Below are 16,699 nucleotides of genomic sequence, written 5' to 3' on the forward strand. Positions count from 1 at the left end.
TCGGACTTTTTTGGGTTCGACTTCGGCGTCGAACGACCTACGCTCCGGTCGCGCGAGTCTCGTCGCGCAGGAAGAGATACACCGCGAGAACGACGAAGGTCGTCGCCACGACACCGGCGGCCACCCCGAACGCGAGGAACTCCATTCCGGCGAACAGCCAGACCGCACCGAGATACAGCGCGAAGGCCGCTCCGAGGAGGTAGAACACCGGCCGCCAGTAGGTCGTGAAGTAGAAGAGCGGACCGACGAGGAGCGCGAGCGCGATGCCGACGAACTGGGTTTCTCGGTCGCCCGGCACGAACGGCGCGAACAGCCCGAGATACAGGTGAATCCCCGCGAGCAGGAGCGTCACGAGGAGGAAGAGCCAATCGACGGCGTCGGGTTTCCGTGAGGTTCGAAGTTCCATAGTGTAGCGGCGGCCGTTGACTGAACTGTCCACGCCCCGCGAGAAGGAAAAAGTTCCCCCGTGGACCTCGGATTTCGATTTCGGTCGCGTTCCGTCGTCGCTCGTCTTCCGGTTCGCTCGTCGCCCCGCGACTCGCTGCACGGGCGTGACGGGACCGAGCGAACGCGGTTTGTTCGCGAGGGTCGTCACGCCCGTGAGGCTGAGCGAAGCGAAGCCGAACGGGCGTGACGGGAGTGAGCAGACCTCCGGTCTGCGAACACCGAAAGGCGCGCTGCGTCTTTCGGAATTCGAACCGGAGCAAGACGGTCCGGGCATGCGGCGCTTCGCGCCGTTCCGGGCGTGCGACTTGCAGGGTTCGAACCCGCACGCTTCGCTGTCGGTCTCGCGTTGCTCGACACGACAGCGGGCGTGACGGGAGTGAGCGAACGCGGTTTGTTCGCGAACTACGTCACGCCGGTGAGGCTTCGCGAAGCGAAGCCGAACGGGCGTGACGGGATTCGAACCCGCGGTCAGAAGGTTAGGAACCTCCTGCCCTATCCACTAGGCCACACGCCCCGCGAAAAAGCAGTTCAGTTGGTCGTCTCGGTGTCCGTCTCGGTCTCGGTGGTCGGCTCCGCGCTCGACTCGCCGACGGGGTCGGAGTCGGTTTCGACGCCGCCCTCCTGCATCTGCTGTAGCTCTTCTTCGACTTCCTGACGCCCCTTCTTGAACTCGCCCATCGCCTCACCGGTCGAGCGCGCGAGTTTCGGAATCTTGTTCGCGCCGAACAGCAGGACGGCGATGAGGAGAATCACCATCATCTCCATCCCGCCGGGAATCGGGCCGAACAGTGGAATCATCTGTACCATCTCTACGTGAGGATAGCTGATTCTGAATTATAGGCTTTTTGCTCGGTATCCGTATGCAATCCCGGTTCCGGAACTGCCTTCCGTCGGAGAACTCTATGCACGGACGAAATGGTCAGCCAAGGCGACGACGCGCCCGACTTCACCGCACCGCTCGCAGACGGCGACGTATCCGAGTTCACCCTCTCGGAGAATCTGGACGACGCGCCGGTCGTTCTCGCGTTCTTCCCCGGCGCGTTCACCAGCGTCTGTACCGAGGAGCTGTGTACGTTCGAGTCCGAACTCGCCGCGTTCGAGGACGTGGGCGCGACCGTACTGGGCGTCAGCGTGGACTCGCCGTTCGCGCTCAACGAGTTCCGCGACCGGGAGGGTCTGAGCTTCGGTCTCGTGAGCGACACGAACAAGGAGATAATCGACGACTACGGCGTGGAGATGGACTTCGCCGACCTCGGTTACTACGGGGTCGCCAAGCGCGCGGTGTTCGTCGTGGACGACGAGGGCCAAATCGTCTACGAGTGGGTCAGCGACGACCCCGGTGTCGAACCCGATTACGCGGAGGTCACGGCCGCGGCAGTCGAAGCCACGACGGTCGAAGCCGCCGACTGAGTTCGGCGTGTGACGCTCCGAACACCTCCGAGCGCGTAGCCCGTGGATTGAAGGCGATTCCATGAGACCTACACGGTATGCCAGAATCGGACCTCGCCGCGCAGGTCGAAGACGTAGGCTCGGTCGACCCCGAGTCGTTTCAGTCGCGAGTCGAGGAGGACGCCGAGGTCATCGCGGAGGAAATCGACGCGGGAACGTTCGACAATCCGCAGGCCATCATCGGCTTCGAGTACGAATTTTACGCGGTGAACGCCGAGACCGGCGCGCTGACTCGGGTGCCGCGACGGCTCCTCGACCTCATCGGCTTCGAGAAGGAACTGGGGCTTCACAACGCCGAGATGTCCACCAGTCCCCAACCGCTGAACGCCCACGGTCTCGCGTCCCAGGAGTCGGAGGTCAAAGCCCGGCTCTCGGCCGCCGAGGACCGGACCGGCGCGGAGGGGATGCGACTGGTCAGCGACGCGATGTGGACCATCCCGCCGGAGGGCGAGACCGCCCGCCGATACCTCACCGACAGCGTCGAGGACCGCGGGGTTCGCATCGCCTCGAACATGAGCGACTCGGTGCGATACCACGCGATGGCGAACACCGACGCCGACGCGGGGATGGTTCTCGACGCCCCGCACGTCAGTCTGGAGGCCGACACCGTGATGCCCGAGAGCCTCATCACCTCCATCCAGCCCCACTATCAGGTGCCCCACGCTCGGGACCTCCCGACGTACTTCCAGTACGCGCTCCGAATCGCCGCGCCCCTGCTCGCGCTCGGTGCCAACTCGCCGTTCTTCCCGCCGGACCTCTACGACTCCGACGCCGACCCCGAAGAGATTCTGGCCGACGGGTGGGACGAGAACCGCATCCGCGTGTTCGAGACGGTGCTGAACGGTCGGGACGACGACGCCGACAAAGTTCGATTCCCGAGAGACATCGAGACGGTCGAGCAGGCGGTCGAGCGCATCGCGGCCGACCGCACCATCGTCCCGATGCCGGTCGAGTCGAGCGACCGCTTCGACGACGAGTTCGCCCACTTCCGACTCAAACACGGCACCTACTGGCGGTGGGTTCGGCCGGTGTTCGGCGGGGCCACCCGGTCGGCCGCGAACGCGCGCATCGAGTTCCGGCCCATCGCGGCCCAGCCCACGGTCCGGGACTCCATCGCGTTCCAGGCCGCCTTCGCGGGCCTACTCGAATCCACGTTCCGGCGCGAACACCCCGTGCGCCACCTCGACTGGGTCGTCGCCAAGGACAACTTCTACGACGCGATGCGCGACGGACTCGACGCGGACATCTACTGGATTACGAACGCGGGCACCGAGACGACCGACCGCGAGGCGGTGTTCGCCGACATCTTCGCCCACGCCAAGGACGGCCTCCAAGCCAGAGGCCTCTCCGACGAGGAGGCCGCGAAGTACCTGTGGCCGCTCCGCCAGCGCGCCCGCCACGGACTCACCCCCGCGAGCTGGAAGCGCGAGCGAGTCCGAGACCGACTCGACGACGGCGAGAGCTTCGAGGACGCGGTGTACGGGATGCAACGCGACTACATCGAACGCCAGTCCGAGACGCTCATCGACGGGACTTTCGCGGACTGGGTCGGACGGGGCGGGACGGAGATGAAACGTGAAGAGTGACGCGACGCCTTCGTCCACCTCCGACGAGCGACCGAGCGAAGCGAGGGAGCGCGCACGAGTAACTGTGGCGCACCAACGATTCGACCGCGACGAGCGATAGCGAGGAGCGGACCAAGGAACCTTCGATTGAGCGAGAGCAAGGCGGCTCCGCCGCCTTGCTCGAAGCGAAAGAGGAGGTGACGCCGGTTTTTGGTCGAGCTTTTACCAGAGAGGAAATCCGCCGGAGGCGGATTTCCGAACGCAGTAAAAGGTCGTGGTTTACAGCGCGTCGTCGTAGTCGTCGTACTCCGAGATTCCGACGCCGTCACCGGTCATCTCGGCGAGCCACATGCCGTTGCCGGAGGCGGTGTCGCGCTCGACCGCGCTCTTGAGCGCGCGGACCGCGACCTCGCGGGCCTCGTCCTGACCGATGTCCTCGTGGTAGTCCTGTTCGAGGACGCCGAGCGCGAACTGCGACCCGGACCCCGAGACGGTGTAAGTCTCCTCGGTCACGCCGCCGAGCGCGTCGAAGGAGTAGACGTGGCCGCCTTCCTCGTCCACGCCGCCGAGGATGGGGACGACGATGAGGAACGCGCCCGAGCGGAGGAGGTTGGCGGTCAGCGTCGAGAGCGCCTCCATGCTCATGTCCTCGCCGCGGCGGGCCTCGTAGAGATTGTTCTCGACTTCGAGCGTGCGGATGAGCGACTGGGCCGCCGACACGCCGCCTGCAATGGTGAGCGCGCCGTTCGGGTGAATCTGCTCGACCTTCTGTGCGGTCTTGCTCGAAACCATGTTACCGAGGCTGGCACGCTTGTCCGTGACCATGACCACGCCGTCGGTGGTCGTCAGACCGACCGTCGTGGTACCGGTCTTCAGTTGCTCGACGTCGGAGGTGTCAACCGAGCGGTCCGGAAGCGAGCCGAGTTCGGGCTCGTAAGGGTTCGGGCCGTCGGTCGCGAGACGCGCGGTATTCTGGGAGAATTCGGAGCCGTGCATTGGGTTGCGCATTATCAGTCCGTAGTCCGTCAGCACTGATAAAACCAACCCTTCGGGCGGATGCGCCCGGAAGGCGCGCCGGCCCGAGGAGTCGAAAAGCGGTCTCGTAGCGATTGCTGTGAGTATTTTCGGTACCTCTCCAGAAGTCTCGGGGTATCGAGGAGTGAATCCGTCGGTCTGTGACTACCTACCGGTAGAGAGTCACAGCAATCACTATCAGGCGGCGTCGTAGGCCTGCCCGAGTCGGTTCACCACGCGGTGGACGGGGAGCTGGAGGCCAGCCTGCTTGGCCAGAAGTGCCAGGGGCAGGAGGCAGATGCTGATTGCGACGCTCATCTGGTACAGGGCGAACAGGGTTGCGCGGTGAAGCCGTGTGGGCATTGGACTGCTACCTCGTTCGGGGGTCAGCCCACCCTACATAAAAGCGTTTCTGAATGTTATATTTCATAATCATCTATCGCCTTCCTCGACATCGCCGCCCGCTTGCGATTCAAGCGAGGTTGCGTTACGCCCAACGAAACTGGGTGCGGGATGCGCGCAGACGTAGGCACGGACTTGGCGACACCGGGCGTACGCATAACTTATGAGGATTATCGGTCTCTCGTGCGCGACTCGCGCGCAGGTCGCGTGCGCCGCGAACGCCTGCCAGCACGCGAGACAGACTCTCTCACTCGCGTTGGTCTCGCCCACTCGCGCTGGCCTACCCGGTCGTAATTTCGAATCCCACGCTCCGAATCATCACCCCTATGTGTAGCGACCACCGAGTAGTGACTCAATGAGTAATTATCTCGTTGCGATGGAGGCGGCATGGCTCGTACGCGACGTCAACGGAATCGACGACGCAATCGGCGTGGCGGTCAGCGAAGCAGGGAAGCGACTCAACGACCAGAGCATGGACTACGTCGAAGTCGAGGTCGGCGCGACCACCTGCCCCGCCTGTGGCGAGCCGTTCGACTCGGCGTTCATCGCGGCCGGAACCGCGCTCGTGGGGCTCCTGCTGGAGATAAAGGTGTTCAACGCCGAGGGCGAGGAACACGCCCAGCGCATCGCCAAGAGCGAAATCGGCGGCGCGCTCCGGGACGTGCCGCTCGAAGTCGTCGAGACCATCGAATATCAGGACGACGAGAGCGTCGAGTTCGGCGACGAGTGAGGACCCGACCGGAGAACCCTCCGAGACCGAATCCTTTTCGAAGACTCGCCGTACAGCGGCGAGTCCGCACCCGAACGGCGAGTCACGGCTTCGTCGCGGATTCCGGGTCGGCGCACTCCCCGGTGCTCTCGGGGGAGCGAGAGTGAGAATCAGGGTGGGAACGGGCTTCCGAGTCCGTCGTCGCGCACGCGGGACAGTAGTAATTGAACCCTTCCGAGAGCGTGTACACCGGAACGCCAGCGAGCGCGAACTCCTCGCGGTAGCGCCGAATCAGACCTTCGCGCAGTTGCGAGTCACACCCCACGCACTGCTCGGACCGACCTTCCGCCGAACGGAGAACACGAGCATCGACGCTCCGCACCCGACCGAACCGACCGACAGCGTGACGGCGGTTCAGTCGCCGACGAAACCGCGGGTTCACGAAAACCCCGAGCGAGACCGAGAGCATCGAGACGACGAACACGACGACCGGGGCGAGACTCGGCCGCTGAATCGCTCCGCCGACGGCCGCGACGACGCCGAGCACGCCGAGACCCACCAGTAGCCATCCGGCGATGCCGTAGAGCAGTTCTGAGACGGCGTCCGCGAGCGCCACGACGTTGGAGGGCGTGTCCGTCATGCGTCTGCTTCGGATTTCGGCGCGAGTAATCTAATTTCTGTCGTGTTCTCTCGGGATGCGAGTCGGCTCGAAGGGAGTTCGCCGCGTCGGAACGCCGCGCCAAAGGCGAGTCCGGACGTAGTCCGAAGCTTTATCCATAACCCGTGGTTATCAGGCGGTATGGAACTCCCGACCCCACAGGATATCCGGGAGCGACGAACCGAACTCGACCTGACTCAGAGCGAGTTGGCCGACCAGGCGGGCGTCTCGCAGCCGCTCATCGCACGCATCGAAGGCGGCGACGTGGACCCTCGTCTCTCGACGCTCCGGCGAATCGTGGACGCGCTCGACCAATCGGAAGGCGACATCGTTCGCGCGGGCGACCTGATGCACGAGCAGGTCGCCCACGTCGCGCCCGACGATTCGGTCAGCGCCGCAGTCGCCGAGATGCAGGACGCGGGCTACTCCCAACTCCCGGTCATCGAGAACGGCGTCCCGGTCGGCTCTATCAGTTTCGAGGACCTGATGAGCGTGGACGAGGACGCCCGCGACCGGCCGGTGAGCGAGTACATGGGCGAGAGTTTCCCGACCAAGTCGCCGAACGCCACGCTCGACGAAATCAGCACCGACCTCGGCCACAACAAGGCGGTCATCGTGACCGAGCGCGGCAACACGGTCGGAATCATCACCGAGGCGGACATCGCGGCGCGACTGTCGTAGGGTCCATTTTGCGGTCGATTCGGCTGGGGTCGCCCCGGAACACCAACAATTATCGTTCGGGAACGCACAGTTCGAGCCATGACGGACTTCTCCGAGCGAGTCGAGCAGGTCTCCATCAGCGGCATCCGCGAAGTGTTCGAGGCGGCGGGCGACGACGCCATCAACCTCGGCCTCGGCCAACCCGACTTCCCGACGCCCGACCACGCCCGGCGGGCCGCAATCGACGCCATCGAGGCGGGCGACGTGGACGCCTACACCTCCAACAAGGGGACGCTCGAACTCCGCGAGGCCATCAGCGCGAAACACGAGCGCGACAACGGCGTTTCGGTCCCGCCGGGCAACATCATCGCCACCTCCGGGGGAAGCGAGGCGCTCCACATCGCCATCGAAGCCCACGTGGACGCGGGCGAGGAAGTCGTCTTCCCCGACCCGGGCTTCGTCTCCTACGACGCGCTGACCCACCTCGCTGGCGGGACTCCCAAGCCGGTCGCGGTCCGCGACGACCTCACCCTCGACCCCGCGGCGGTCGAGGACGCGATTACCGACGACACCGCGGCGTTCGTGGTCAACAGCCCCGCGAACCCCACGGGCGCGGTCCAGTCCGAAGCCGACGTGCGCGAGTTCGCCCGCATCGCCGACGAGCACGACGTGCTCTGCATCTCCGACGAAGTGTACGAACACTTCGTCTTCGACGGTGAACACCACTCGCCGCTGGAGTTCGCCGACTCGGACAACGTGGTCGTGGTCAACGCCTGCTCGAAGGCGTACTCGATGACCGGGTGGCGACTCGGATGGGTCACCGGGAGCGAGGAGCGAATCGAGCGCATGCTCCGGGTCCACCAGTACGCCCAGGCCTGTGCGAGCGCCCCGGCCCAGTTCGCCGCGGAGGCCGCTCTCTCCGGCCCGCAGGACTGCGTAACCGAGATGGCCGAGGCGTTCGAGGAGCGCCGCGACGTGCTTCTCGACGGCCTCTCGGACATCGGTCTCGAAACGCCGACCCCCTCCGGCGCGTTCTACGCGATGCCGAAGGTTCCCGAAGGCTGGTGTGACGAGGTCGTAGAGCGCGGGGTCGTGGTCGTCCCCGGTGAGGCGTTCGGCGAACACGGCGCGGGCTACGCCCGCATCTCCTACGCGACCGACATGGAGCAGATAAAGGAGGCGCTGGAAATCATGGGCGAGGCGGCCGAGGCGGTTCGGTAGGCCGTCCGGTTTCTCGAAGAATCGTTCGTGCAAGTCACGCTAACATTCATGTAGACGTAGACAGCTACGTGTACACATGGGGACGAAAACGATTCGGGTGAGCGAGGAGATTTACGACCGACTCGAAGCCCGAAAGCGAGAGAGCGAGAGTTTTACCGACCTTCTCGCACGTCTCACCGAGGAAGAGCGCGACATTTACGCCGGGTTCGGCGCGTGGGCGAACACTGATGCCACCGAGAAGATGCGCGAAGCACACGAAAATCTGAACGAATCACTGGACGACGACACGAGCGAGTTTCGAAACTCCGAGGCGAAGCGATGAAATGCTTCGACAACACGTTCGTAGTGGACTATCTCGATGGAAGACCGGAGACCATCGAATACTTGGAGCGTTGTTCCACTGATAGTCTCTATCTTCCGTCTATCGTTCTGTACGAAGCACTTCAGGGACAAGTACGGAGTACTGGGCCGACGGAGTTCGAACAGACTATCGGCCATCTCACGTGGGCGGATATTGCTCCGTTCCGGAAGACCACCGCGAGAGAGACCGGAAAGCTACAGGAAGAACTCGCGAACAGAGGCCGCGAACTTCGGAGTGCGGACGCGATGATTGCAGGCACAGCACGCGAACTCGATGCAACGCTCGTGACCGCCGATACTGATTTTGCGAACGAGGACGTGCGGACGGTTCTCGACGTTGCCGAGTACCGATAATCGACACTACCGCGCTCCGCTCGCCCGCCTGAGTTTTTATTTGTGTCGCCACTGTGGATAGTTCTATGCCCATCTCTCGCCGGGGGTCCGGCGTCGTCCCCGCGATTCGCGCGCTCGCCTCGCAGGTCCACCCGGTGTTCATGCTCCCGCCAGTCGCCTGCTCGCTGTTCGGCGGCGTGTTGGCTGGCGCGTTCGCCCCGCTGGCGGGCGTTCTTCACACGACTGCCATCTTCGCAGCGGTGTACACCGCCCACGTCAAGGACGGCTACGTGGACTTCCACGTCCGGGGCGAGGACGACGACCACCCCCTGACCGAGCGCGGATGCAAGCGGGCGCTCGCCGCTTCCACCGGCCTGTTTTTCGCGTGTCTCGCGGGCCTGTGGCTCGCGGTCGGTTTCGGCGCTGTCGCGCTCACGCTCCCGACGTGGCTCGTGGCGTACCACCACGCGCCCCAGTTGGACACCAACCCCGTGACCGCGACCACGGGCTACCCGCTCGGCATCGCGCTCGCCATCCTCGGGGGCTACTACGCGCAGGCCGGGGCGCTCGGCGCGGTTCCGGTCGCGTTCGCCGCGGTTTTCCTCGTCCTGCTCTCGGGCGTGAAGGTCATCGACGACGCGCAGGACTACGACTACGACCGGTCCATCGACAAGCGGACCGTCGCGGTCGCGCTCGGTCCCGAGCGCGCCCGCACCGCGGCCTACGCGCTGATGGCGACTGCGCTCGTCCTCGTGGTCGGCTTCGCCGCGCTCGCGGTCTTCCCGCCGAGCAGCGTGGCCGCCACCGCCGGATTCGGGGCCGTGGCGGTCGTCGCGCGCCGGGCCGACCCGACGCTGGCGACCATGTTGCTGGTCCGGGGGTCGTACGTCTTCCTCGCGCTGTTGTTGGTGGCGGTGTGGTTCCGACCGCTCGCGTAGTCGCTTCGCCCCTGGGGATGGCTTCCGAGACGACGGTTTAGCCCCGGCCTATCGCCTCGAAAATCGACGTTACGGCCGCGAAAACTCGGATTGCCCCGGAGTATTCGGTCGTTCACGCGATGAACGGTAGAGCCGTTTCTTTCCGAAACTCGGCGTGTGTCGAACCGATGGTACGAAAAACAGCACTCGTCGCGCTCGTCGCGCTCCTCGTCGTCGGGGGTTCGGCGGCGGCGCTCGGCGCGACGCCCGCGGCGACCGACGCACCGGCGGTGCAGAACGACGCGCCGATGGTGCAAGACGACACGACCGAGGAGAACGAGACCGACGAGGACGACGAAGACGACGAGGAGACGACTGAGATGGACGACGAAGACGAGGAGACCACCGAGATGACGACGACGGTGGCCGAGAACGAAACCGAGAGCGCGACCGTCACCTTCGAGAATCAGACCTCGAACGGGTCGGCTGTCGTGGTCAACGAGACGAATCTCCCCGAGGGCGGATTCGTGGTGATTCACACCGCTGCGAACGTCACGGGAGAGACGTACGACGACCCCGCGAACGCCTCCATCGGCCCGGTCGTCGGGAACTCGACCTACCTCGAAGCCGGGACTCACGAGAACGTGACGGTCGAACTCAACGAGACGCTCGAAGAGAGCCAGCCGCTCGTGGCGATGGCCCATCAGGACACCGACGACGACCAGGAGTACAACTTCCCGGAGGCTGACGGTCCCTACACGCAGGACAACCTCCCGGTAGTCGATTTGGCGCTCGTGACGCTCGAAGACGGTGAGATGAACGAGACGACCGAGATGACGGAGACGACCGAAGAAGACGAGATGACGACCGAGATGGACGACGAGGACGAGGAGACGACGACCGAAGAGTAGACCGAACCGACGGCTACTCGCGGTCCGCGACCGACCGACACCGAGCGACCCACTTTTTTTCGAAGGCGTCCGCGCTCACTACTCGACCGGCGAGGTCGCCGATTTCGGTGACGCCCTCGTCCTCGCACCACTCGACGCACCGCCGATACGTGCCCATCGGGAGGTCGTCGTCGTCCCGAGTCGCGCGGAGTTCGGTCGCACCCGAGAGGAAGGCGACGAACGCACGAGTGTGGCCGTCCGTGAGGGTCCAGCGCCCCTCGATTTCCCGGACCGGAAGCGGGTCGTAGTTCGGGTCGTCGAAGTCGAACCACTGCGTTACGAGCGCGAGTTTGCGTCCGTTGAGGTAGAGTTGGCTCGGTCGAACGCCGGTGAGCGGAACTGCGAAAACTTCGGCGTCTCTCATGTGTCGGCGTCGTGACTCCTCAAGCCTTAATCTACCGGCGAACGAAGATTCTCGCATGAACGTCGAGGGGCCGTGGACACACGAACAGGCCGTGGTGAACGACGTGCGACTCCACTACGTCGAGGCGGGCGAGGAAGGCGACCCGCTCGTGGTTCTCCTCCACGGCTTTCCGGAGTTCTGGTACTCGTGGCGACGCCAGATTCCCGCGCTCGCGGACGCCGGATACCGAGTCGTCGCGCCCGATATGCGCGGGTACGCGACCTCCGAGAAGCCTCGCGGGGTGTCGAGCTACCGAACCGAGAAATTGGTCGGCGACGTGGCGGGACTCGTCGAACACTGCGGCGCGGAGTCCGCGCGCGTGGTCGGCCACGACTGGGGCGGACTGGTGGCGTGGGAGACCGCGATTCGACGCCCCGACGTTGTGGACCGATTGTCGGTCCTGAACGCGCCCCACCCCGGTCGGTACCGCGAGGAACTCCGACGAAACGCCGACCAGATTCGCCGGTCGTGGTACGTGGGATGGTTTCAGGTTCCGCGCGTCCCCGATTTCCTGCTCGGTGCGCGCGACGGTGCCGGAGTCGCGAAACTGCTCGAAGACACCGCAGGCCCGGACACCTTCTCGAAGACCGACCTCCGGCGCTACCGCGAGGCGGCGAGCCAACCGGGAGCCGTGACCGCGGCGCTGAATTACTACCGCGCGGTGTTTCGTGAAGGTCTCGGCGAGGAGGTCCGGGCGCTCGTCGCCGACGAGCGCCCGGACCGCGAGGTTCGAGTCCCGACTCTCCTGCTCTGGGGCGAGGACGACCCGGCGCTCGGCGTGGCGTTGACCGATGGACTGGACCCGTGGGTGGCCGACCTCCGAATCGAGCGGTTCCCCGACGCGACTCACTGGCTTCAGCACGACCGACCCGAGGAAGTCACCGAGTCGCTCCTCGGGTTCTTCGGCGAGTAGTGACTGTTCACTGGCGAGTGGCGACCGTTCGCCGACGGGTAGCGACTCGCGGGCCGCGAGTCGCTACTCGTTTCGCGAGGCGAGACACCAGTCGTCTCTCGGAGTCGCTACACGGCGTCCTCCGGAAGTCGGACGATTTCCTCGGGGTTCTGGAACGCGTAGAGGACCAGCGACCCGTCCAGTCGCTGGCTCCGGAGGAGGTCGCGGGCCGCGCCGCGGTCCACGTCCGCGATGATTTCGACCGCGGTCAGCAGGTCGTCCTGATTGATACCGAGTTCGCCCCTGTCGATTTCGACGCCCTCGGGCGCTCGCACGCTTTCCAGCATCACCCGCACGAACTCCGCGAGGTCGGTGGTCTCGGCGAGTCGCTCGTGCCACGACGCCGGGTAGATGCTGACTCTCCCGTCGAGGTCGTAGAGTCGCTCGCCCGGTTGCCACGTCCGAGCGTCGGTCAGGCGGTCGTCGAGCGAGGTCCGTATCCGGTCGAGGTCGTAGTCGAGTTCCTCGGCGTACGCCTCCACGAGGTCGCGCGGAATCCCCGGTCCCTCGACGGGGTGGTGGCGTTCGAGATACTCGACCAGTTTCGTCGCCGTGAAGTAGTCGTCGTGGTGCGAGAGCCGGTCCGCGAGGTCAGAATCGACGGCTGTCATAGCACTGACCCACGACGCCGACCGTCAAAAGCGTCCGCGTAAGGAATCTGAGAGGCGCGAGTCGGCACGGTCTCCTCGTCGCGGATTTCCGCGGGAGATAGTCTTTTGGCCCCGCGACACGCGATTGCTACCAGATGCTACTCGTCCTCGAAAACGAGGTGGACCCCGACACGCGCTACTTCGTCCCCGAAATCGTCCGGTACCTATCGGAACACGACGTGTACACCTACGCCGACGAGGGCGGTCAACCGTCCGTAGAGGACGTGGACGGCGTCGTGATAAGCGGGAGCACCGCGGGCGTGTACGACCGCGAGGACTACCCGTGGATGGACGAACAGGCCGAACTCGTCCGGGAGTTGGTCGAGCGCGAGATTCCGACGCTCGGGGTCTGCTTCGGCCACCAGATAATCAACCACGCGCTCGGCGGCCGCGTCGAACACCGGGGGCTGACCAACCGACTCGTTCGGGCCGACTTCGACGACGACCCGCTCTTTTCGGGCGTCAACGACGTGGTTCCGATGGTCCACGGCGACCACGTCGTCGAGCGCGGCGACGGGATGGAGCGAATCGGGTCGGCCGACTACTACGAGAATCTCGCCACGCGCCACCGCGATGCGCCGGTCTGGACGGTCCAGTACCACCCGGAGTTCACCGACCGACTCCTCGGTCGGATTCGCGACGACTTCGGATGGGAGGAAACAGATTTGTCGTTCTCGGACGTGAGCGTCGAGGAGACGTTTCGGAATTTCGAGCGACTGGCGAGCGAGTGACCTGCCGGGAAGCGAGTAACCGAACTACTTCGCGGTACTCACAATTTTCACCACGTCGCCTTCCTCCAGTTCGTAGTCGTCGCTGATGTCGCGGTTCGTCTTGCCGTTGACGGCGTGGAGATAGCCGTCGCCGATATCGGAGTGGACCGCGTACGCGAGGTCCTTCGGAGTCGAACCCCGGCGCAGGAGGAAGGCGTCGGGGAGGACGTTGCCCTTCGCGTCGGTCCACTTGGTCTCGTTCTGGACCGGGAAGGCGGTGATTCGGTCGAGCAGACCGTACACCGCCTCGTCGAGCGCGTCCTGCACGCCGGTCCCGCCCCAGTCGGTCATGACCTCCCGAATCTTGTTCAGGCCCGCCTCCTGTTCTGCCGAGAGGTCGCCGACTATTTCGAAGTCCTCGTCGCCGGGGTCGTACTCGACGACTCCGGCCTCCGCGGCCTGCCGGAGCGCCAGTTCGCCCTCGGCGGTCGCGGGGATGACGGGCTTGCCGGTCGCTTTCAGGGCCTCGATGTTCTCGGGCGGGGCCACGTCGGCCTTGTTCGCCACCAGGATAATCGGTTTCGTGCGCTCGCGCACGTCGCGGGCGAGCGCGACCCGGTGGTCGTCGGTCCACTGAATCGGGTCGTCGGGGTAGTCGAGTTCGCGGAGGCTGGCGGCCACGTCGGCCTCGCTCGCGCCGAACCCGGTCAGCATGTCGGCGAGCGCCTCGTCGATGTCGAAGTCGGGCGACCGCGACTGGCGCTCGACCGTCTCCCAGTTTCGGTCGATGATGCCCGCGAGCCACTGGTCCATCTCCTCCTCGATGAAATCGACCTCCTCGACCGGGTCGTAGGAACCGACCTCGACCGGTTCGCCCTCCTCGTTCGTCCCACCGGAGGCGTCCACGACGTTGATTATCGCGTCGGCGTTCGTGAGTTCGTCCAGAAATTGGTTGCCGAGACCCCGCCCCTCGTGCGCGCCGGCGACGAGTCCGGCCACGTCGAGGAGTTCGATGGGGACGTATCGCTTGCCGTCGCGGCAGTTCTCGTCGCCACAGCGCTCGTCGCGTTCGAGGCAGGGACAGCCGGTTCGGACGTGGCTCACGCCCCGGTTCGCGTCGATAGTCGTGAAGGGGTAGTTCGCCACGTCCACGTCGGACATCGTGGCGGCCTTGTAGAAGGTGGACTTGCCCGCGTTGGGCTTGCCCGCGAGCGCGATGGAAATCATGCGCGTGACTACCGGCGTGTCCGGGAACTGCCTTTCGGTTCCGTAGACCGGACTCACCGACGGTCACGACGCTCCCTGAATCGGTCGCTTGCGCCAGCGAACGCGATTCATCTGCCCGAATACTTTTCCACGGATTCGGCCTACATCACCCGTGGGGGAAACAATGAGTGAGAAAATGGGACGGAGTGGAACGGAAACGACGAAAGAATCCGTGATTGGGGCGGTTTCGAGGGTAGCCGACCGAATCGAGACGAATCGGTCGAGCGGGGCGTCGAGACGCGGAATGTCGGGGCCGTTCGTGGTAATCGACCTCGGGCCGGTCGCGGAGCGATTCTTCGGCGACTCGAACTCCGAGGGGTTAGAAGAGCGCGCCGAGTCTGCCCTCGACGCGGTGAACACCGGAATGCAGGCGACGAGTAGTTCCGACCGGGATGGTCAGAGCCAAGGCCGAGGCATGCTCTCGCGACTGTTCGTCGTCGGTCTCGTCGTCGGTCTCGGATACGTACTCCGAAGACGAGGTGGGTCGCTCGGCGGAGTACTCCGCCGAGCGACCGAGCGCATGCGCTCGACCGCGGACGAGACCGCCGACCGAACGGACGAGGCCGCCGACCGAACGGAAACCGTCGCCGGAACGGCCGCCCAGCGAATCCGAGAGACCGGCGAGATGGCGGCCCAACAGGTCGAACAGGGGAGCGAGATGGTCGCCACCCGAATCGAAGAGGGCGGCGAGACGGCGTCCGACCGCGTCGAAGAGAGCGGCGAAATGGCCGCCGACCGGATGGAGGAGGCCGCGGACACGGCCGAAGAGACCGCCGAGGAGGCCGAACAGGCGTCCGCCGAGATGTCCGATTCCGGCGAAGAGACCGAAGAATAACGCGGACTCGGGCGACCTTCGCGAACGCCGTTTTGACCCGGCGAGCGGAGCGGGTCGCTCGTCGGGTCGGCCCCGGCCACAAAGGGCTACACCAACCTCGTCGTACCACCGATGCCATGACGGCAGTGAAAATCATCAAAGTACTCGGCACTTCGGAGGAATCGTGGCAGGACGCCGCCGAAGAGGCGTTCCGGCAGGCGAGCAAAACCGTGGACGACATCAGCGGCGTCGAAGTCGAGGACTGGACCGCGAACGTCGAGAACGGCGAGATTACGGAGTACCACGCGACCGCGGAAATCGCGTTCCCGGTCCACGACGAGCAGTAGCGACCGGGATTCGACTTCGACCCGACACGGAACCGACCTCGATTCGCTCAGAACCGACCTCGATTCGCTCAGAACCGACCTCGATTCGCTCAGAACCGACCTCGATTCGTCAGTAGAAAGCCGAATACCACCGCCGGGAAGGCGAGCGGCGCGGCGACGAAGCCCGCCATCCACGGATTTGCGCCCGTCGCGAACGCCGCGACCGACCCGACGAGAGCGAGGGCGACGACGAACCCGATAGCTCGCCAGTCGTCGCGGGAGAGCGCCGACCCGGCCGCAACTCCGAGGAGCGCGACCGGACCGAACGTCTCCTCGACCATGAGAAACGATTCGGACGCGCCCGAGAAGACGGTGTCGTAGGCGTTCGTGGCGGCGACGGCGACTCCCGCGACGACCGGGACCGCGAGCGCCGACCGAGGCGCGAGCGGTCGAAACGACCCGGTTCGTGCGACCAGCGCGCCGACGACGAGCGCGAGCGACCCGAGTCCGGTCAGGAAGACCCGAATCGAGGTTCCGATGCCGGAGATGATACCGCCACCATACCCCAAATCGTACTCGTAGTAGGTGCCGTCACGGTCGAGATACTGGGCGTCTCCGAGCGCGTCGATTGCGGCGTCGTCGTCGCCGCGCCACAGCGTCGAGGATTCGCTCTCGTGTGCGGCGTCGAGTGCGCGCTGGGCGTCCGGCGGGAGGTCGGCGTACGCGACGACCGAATCTCCGGGAGGTTCGCTTCCGACCTCCTCGTACTGGAGGACGAACACCGACGACTGGCCGTGGTGCGGAAAGAGGTACAGCGGGTGTGCGAGAACCGCGAGTCCGAGGACCACGAGGAGGACGGCGACGCGACGGTGGGACATACCGCCTGATTTTCA

22 protein-coding genes and 1 tRNA gene are annotated in these 16,699 nt (G+C 65.2%); 13 read left to right on the plus strand and 10 right to left on the minus strand.

The features are described from left to right. Positions 1 to 37: 37 nt before the first annotated feature. The 3 genes from EKH81_RS10415 to EKH81_RS10425 all read right to left on the minus strand — a co-directional run bounded on the left by EKH81_RS10415 (position 38) and on the right by EKH81_RS10425 (position 1,254). Positions 38 to 406, minus strand: a complete 369-nt coding sequence (locus EKH81_RS10415) for a hypothetical protein (RefSeq protein ID WP_132058474.1) — start codon at positions 404 to 406, stop codon at positions 38 to 40. Positions 407 to 888: 482 nt separating this feature from the next. Continuing rightward, positions 889 to 961: transfer RNA gene (locus EKH81_RS10420), tRNA-Arg, on the minus strand. A 14-nt stretch (positions 962 to 975) separates the two neighbouring features. Then, complete coding sequence (locus EKH81_RS10425) at positions 976 to 1,254, minus strand: Sec-independent protein translocase subunit TatA/TatB (protein ID WP_132058475.1); 279 nt, start codon at positions 1,252 to 1,254, stop codon at positions 976 to 978. Positions 1,255 to 1,362: 108 nt separating this feature from the next. Between EKH81_RS10425 and EKH81_RS10430 the strand changes: the two genes are divergently transcribed. Both EKH81_RS10430 and EKH81_RS10435 read left to right on the plus strand, forming a co-directional pair. Further along, complete coding sequence (locus tag EKH81_RS10430) at positions 1,363 to 1,857, plus strand: redoxin domain-containing protein (protein WP_132058476.1); 495 nt, start codon at positions 1,363 to 1,365, stop codon at positions 1,855 to 1,857. A gap of 77 nt (positions 1,858 to 1,934) precedes the next feature. Continuing rightward, positions 1,935 to 3,482 carry a glutamate-cysteine ligase family protein gene (locus EKH81_RS10435; RefSeq protein ID WP_132058477.1) on the plus strand — a complete coding sequence of 516 codons (1,548 nt, stop codon included), beginning with the start codon at positions 1,935 to 1,937 and terminating at the stop codon, positions 3,480 to 3,482. Positions 3,483 to 3,740: 258 nt separating this feature from the next. On the opposite strand, the gene psmB is transcribed toward EKH81_RS10435, so the two are convergent. Together psmB and EKH81_RS19350 are read right to left on the minus strand one after the other, a co-directional pair. Then, positions 3,741 to 4,469, minus strand: coding sequence for an archaeal proteasome endopeptidase complex subunit beta (psmB, locus tag EKH81_RS10440; protein ID WP_132058478.1), 729 nt, complete (start codon positions 4,467 to 4,469; stop codon positions 3,741 to 3,743). A 204-nt stretch (positions 4,470 to 4,673) separates the two neighbouring features. Then, positions 4,674 to 4,838, minus strand: a complete 165-nt coding sequence (locus tag EKH81_RS19350) for a hypothetical protein (RefSeq protein ID WP_202935113.1) — start codon at positions 4,836 to 4,838, stop codon at positions 4,674 to 4,676. A gap of 394 nt (positions 4,839 to 5,232) precedes the next feature. Between EKH81_RS19350 and EKH81_RS10445 the strand changes: the two genes are divergently transcribed. Further along, entirely contained in the window at positions 5,233 to 5,607 is a 375-nt protein-coding gene (locus EKH81_RS10445) for a DUF555 domain-containing protein (protein ID WP_132058479.1), read from the plus strand. An 82-nt stretch (positions 5,608 to 5,689) separates the two neighbouring features. On the opposite strand, the gene EKH81_RS10450 is transcribed toward EKH81_RS10445, so the two are convergent. After that, positions 5,690 to 6,226 carry a DUF8108 domain-containing protein gene (locus EKH81_RS10450; protein WP_132058480.1) on the minus strand — a complete coding sequence of 179 codons (537 nt, stop codon included), beginning with the start codon at positions 6,224 to 6,226 and terminating at the stop codon, positions 5,690 to 5,692. Between the two features lie 159 nt (positions 6,227 to 6,385). Between EKH81_RS10450 and EKH81_RS10455 the strand changes: the two genes are divergently transcribed. From EKH81_RS10455 to EKH81_RS19355, 6 genes are all read left to right on the plus strand, one after another. Next, positions 6,386 to 6,925 carry a CBS domain-containing protein gene (locus tag EKH81_RS10455; RefSeq protein WP_132058481.1) on the plus strand — a complete coding sequence of 180 codons (540 nt, stop codon included), beginning with the start codon at positions 6,386 to 6,388 and terminating at the stop codon, positions 6,923 to 6,925. 78 nt (positions 6,926 to 7,003) lie between these two features. Beyond that, a complete protein-coding gene (locus tag EKH81_RS10460) occupies positions 7,004 to 8,125 on the plus strand; it encodes a pyridoxal phosphate-dependent aminotransferase (protein WP_132058482.1) in 1,122 nt (373 codons plus the stop codon). Between the two features lie 76 nt (positions 8,126 to 8,201). Beyond that, the gene (locus EKH81_RS10465; RefSeq protein ID WP_132058483.1) at positions 8,202 to 8,447 is read left to right on the plus strand and encodes an antitoxin VapB family protein; all 246 of its coding nucleotides are present in this window, start codon (positions 8,202 to 8,204) and stop codon (positions 8,445 to 8,447) included. Then, positions 8,444 to 8,839: a PIN domain-containing protein gene (locus EKH81_RS10470; protein ID WP_132058484.1), complete on the plus strand. Its 396-nt coding sequence runs from the start codon at positions 8,444 to 8,446 to the stop codon at positions 8,837 to 8,839. The genes EKH81_RS10465 and EKH81_RS10470 overlap by 4 nt, the downstream gene beginning before the upstream one ends. Positions 8,840 to 8,904: 65 nt before the next feature. Next, positions 8,905 to 9,756, plus strand: a complete 852-nt coding sequence (locus EKH81_RS10475) for a UbiA family prenyltransferase (protein WP_132058485.1) — start codon at positions 8,905 to 8,907, stop codon at positions 9,754 to 9,756. 167 nt (positions 9,757 to 9,923) lie between these two features. Further along, positions 9,924 to 10,646, plus strand: a complete 723-nt coding sequence (locus tag EKH81_RS19355; protein WP_202935114.1) for a DUF7282 domain-containing protein — start codon at positions 9,924 to 9,926, stop codon at positions 10,644 to 10,646. Positions 10,647 to 10,659: 13 nt separating this feature from the next. Here the strand turns inward: EKH81_RS19355 and EKH81_RS10485 are convergent, their stop codons facing one another. Further along, positions 10,660 to 11,049: a histone acetyltransferase gene (locus EKH81_RS10485; RefSeq protein ID WP_132058486.1), complete on the minus strand. Its 390-nt coding sequence runs from the start codon at positions 11,047 to 11,049 to the stop codon at positions 10,660 to 10,662. 55 nt (positions 11,050 to 11,104) lie between these two features. Between EKH81_RS10485 and EKH81_RS10490 the strand changes: the two genes are divergently transcribed. Continuing rightward, positions 11,105 to 12,001 carry an alpha/beta fold hydrolase gene (locus EKH81_RS10490; RefSeq protein ID WP_132058487.1) on the plus strand — a complete coding sequence of 299 codons (897 nt, stop codon included), beginning with the start codon at positions 11,105 to 11,107 and terminating at the stop codon, positions 11,999 to 12,001. A 107-nt stretch (positions 12,002 to 12,108) separates the two neighbouring features. Here EKH81_RS10490 and EKH81_RS10495 read toward each other — a convergent pair whose 3' ends face one another. Further along, positions 12,109 to 12,651 carry a hypothetical protein gene (locus tag EKH81_RS10495; protein ID WP_132058488.1) on the minus strand — a complete coding sequence of 181 codons (543 nt, stop codon included), beginning with the start codon at positions 12,649 to 12,651 and terminating at the stop codon, positions 12,109 to 12,111. 134 nt (positions 12,652 to 12,785) lie between these two features. Between EKH81_RS10495 and EKH81_RS10500 the strand changes: the two genes are divergently transcribed. After that, the gene (locus EKH81_RS10500; RefSeq protein ID WP_132058489.1) at positions 12,786 to 13,421 is read left to right on the plus strand and encodes a type 1 glutamine amidotransferase; all 636 of its coding nucleotides are present in this window, start codon (positions 12,786 to 12,788) and stop codon (positions 13,419 to 13,421) included. Between the two features lie 24 nt (positions 13,422 to 13,445). Here the strand turns inward: EKH81_RS10500 and EKH81_RS10505 are convergent, their stop codons facing one another. Beyond that, the gene (locus EKH81_RS10505) at positions 13,446 to 14,627 is read right to left on the minus strand and encodes a redox-regulated ATPase YchF (protein ID WP_132058490.1); all 1,182 of its coding nucleotides are present in this window, start codon (positions 14,625 to 14,627) and stop codon (positions 13,446 to 13,448) included. A 163-nt stretch (positions 14,628 to 14,790) separates the two neighbouring features. Here EKH81_RS10505 and EKH81_RS10510 point away from each other — a divergent pair, with 163 nt between their 5' ends. Then, positions 14,791 to 15,501 carry a hypothetical protein gene (locus EKH81_RS10510; protein ID WP_162224595.1) on the plus strand — a complete coding sequence of 237 codons (711 nt, stop codon included), beginning with the start codon at positions 14,791 to 14,793 and terminating at the stop codon, positions 15,499 to 15,501. Between the two features lie 116 nt (positions 15,502 to 15,617). Next, positions 15,618 to 15,827, plus strand: coding sequence for a dodecin family protein (locus EKH81_RS10515; RefSeq protein ID WP_132058492.1), 210 nt, complete (start codon positions 15,618 to 15,620; stop codon positions 15,825 to 15,827). 89 nt (positions 15,828 to 15,916) lie between these two features. Here EKH81_RS10515 and EKH81_RS10520 read toward each other — a convergent pair whose 3' ends face one another. After that, positions 15,917 to 16,684 (minus strand): DUF7979 domain-containing protein, encoded by a 768-nt coding sequence (locus EKH81_RS10520; protein WP_132058493.1) that lies wholly within the window; start codon positions 16,682 to 16,684, stop codon positions 15,917 to 15,919. Positions 16,685 to 16,699: the final 15 nt, after the last annotated feature.

Source organism: Halorussus amylolyticus (genome assembly GCF_004143485.2).
Classification (GTDB): domain Archaea; phylum Halobacteriota; class Halobacteria; order Halobacteriales; family Haladaptataceae; genus Halorussus; species Halorussus amylolyticus.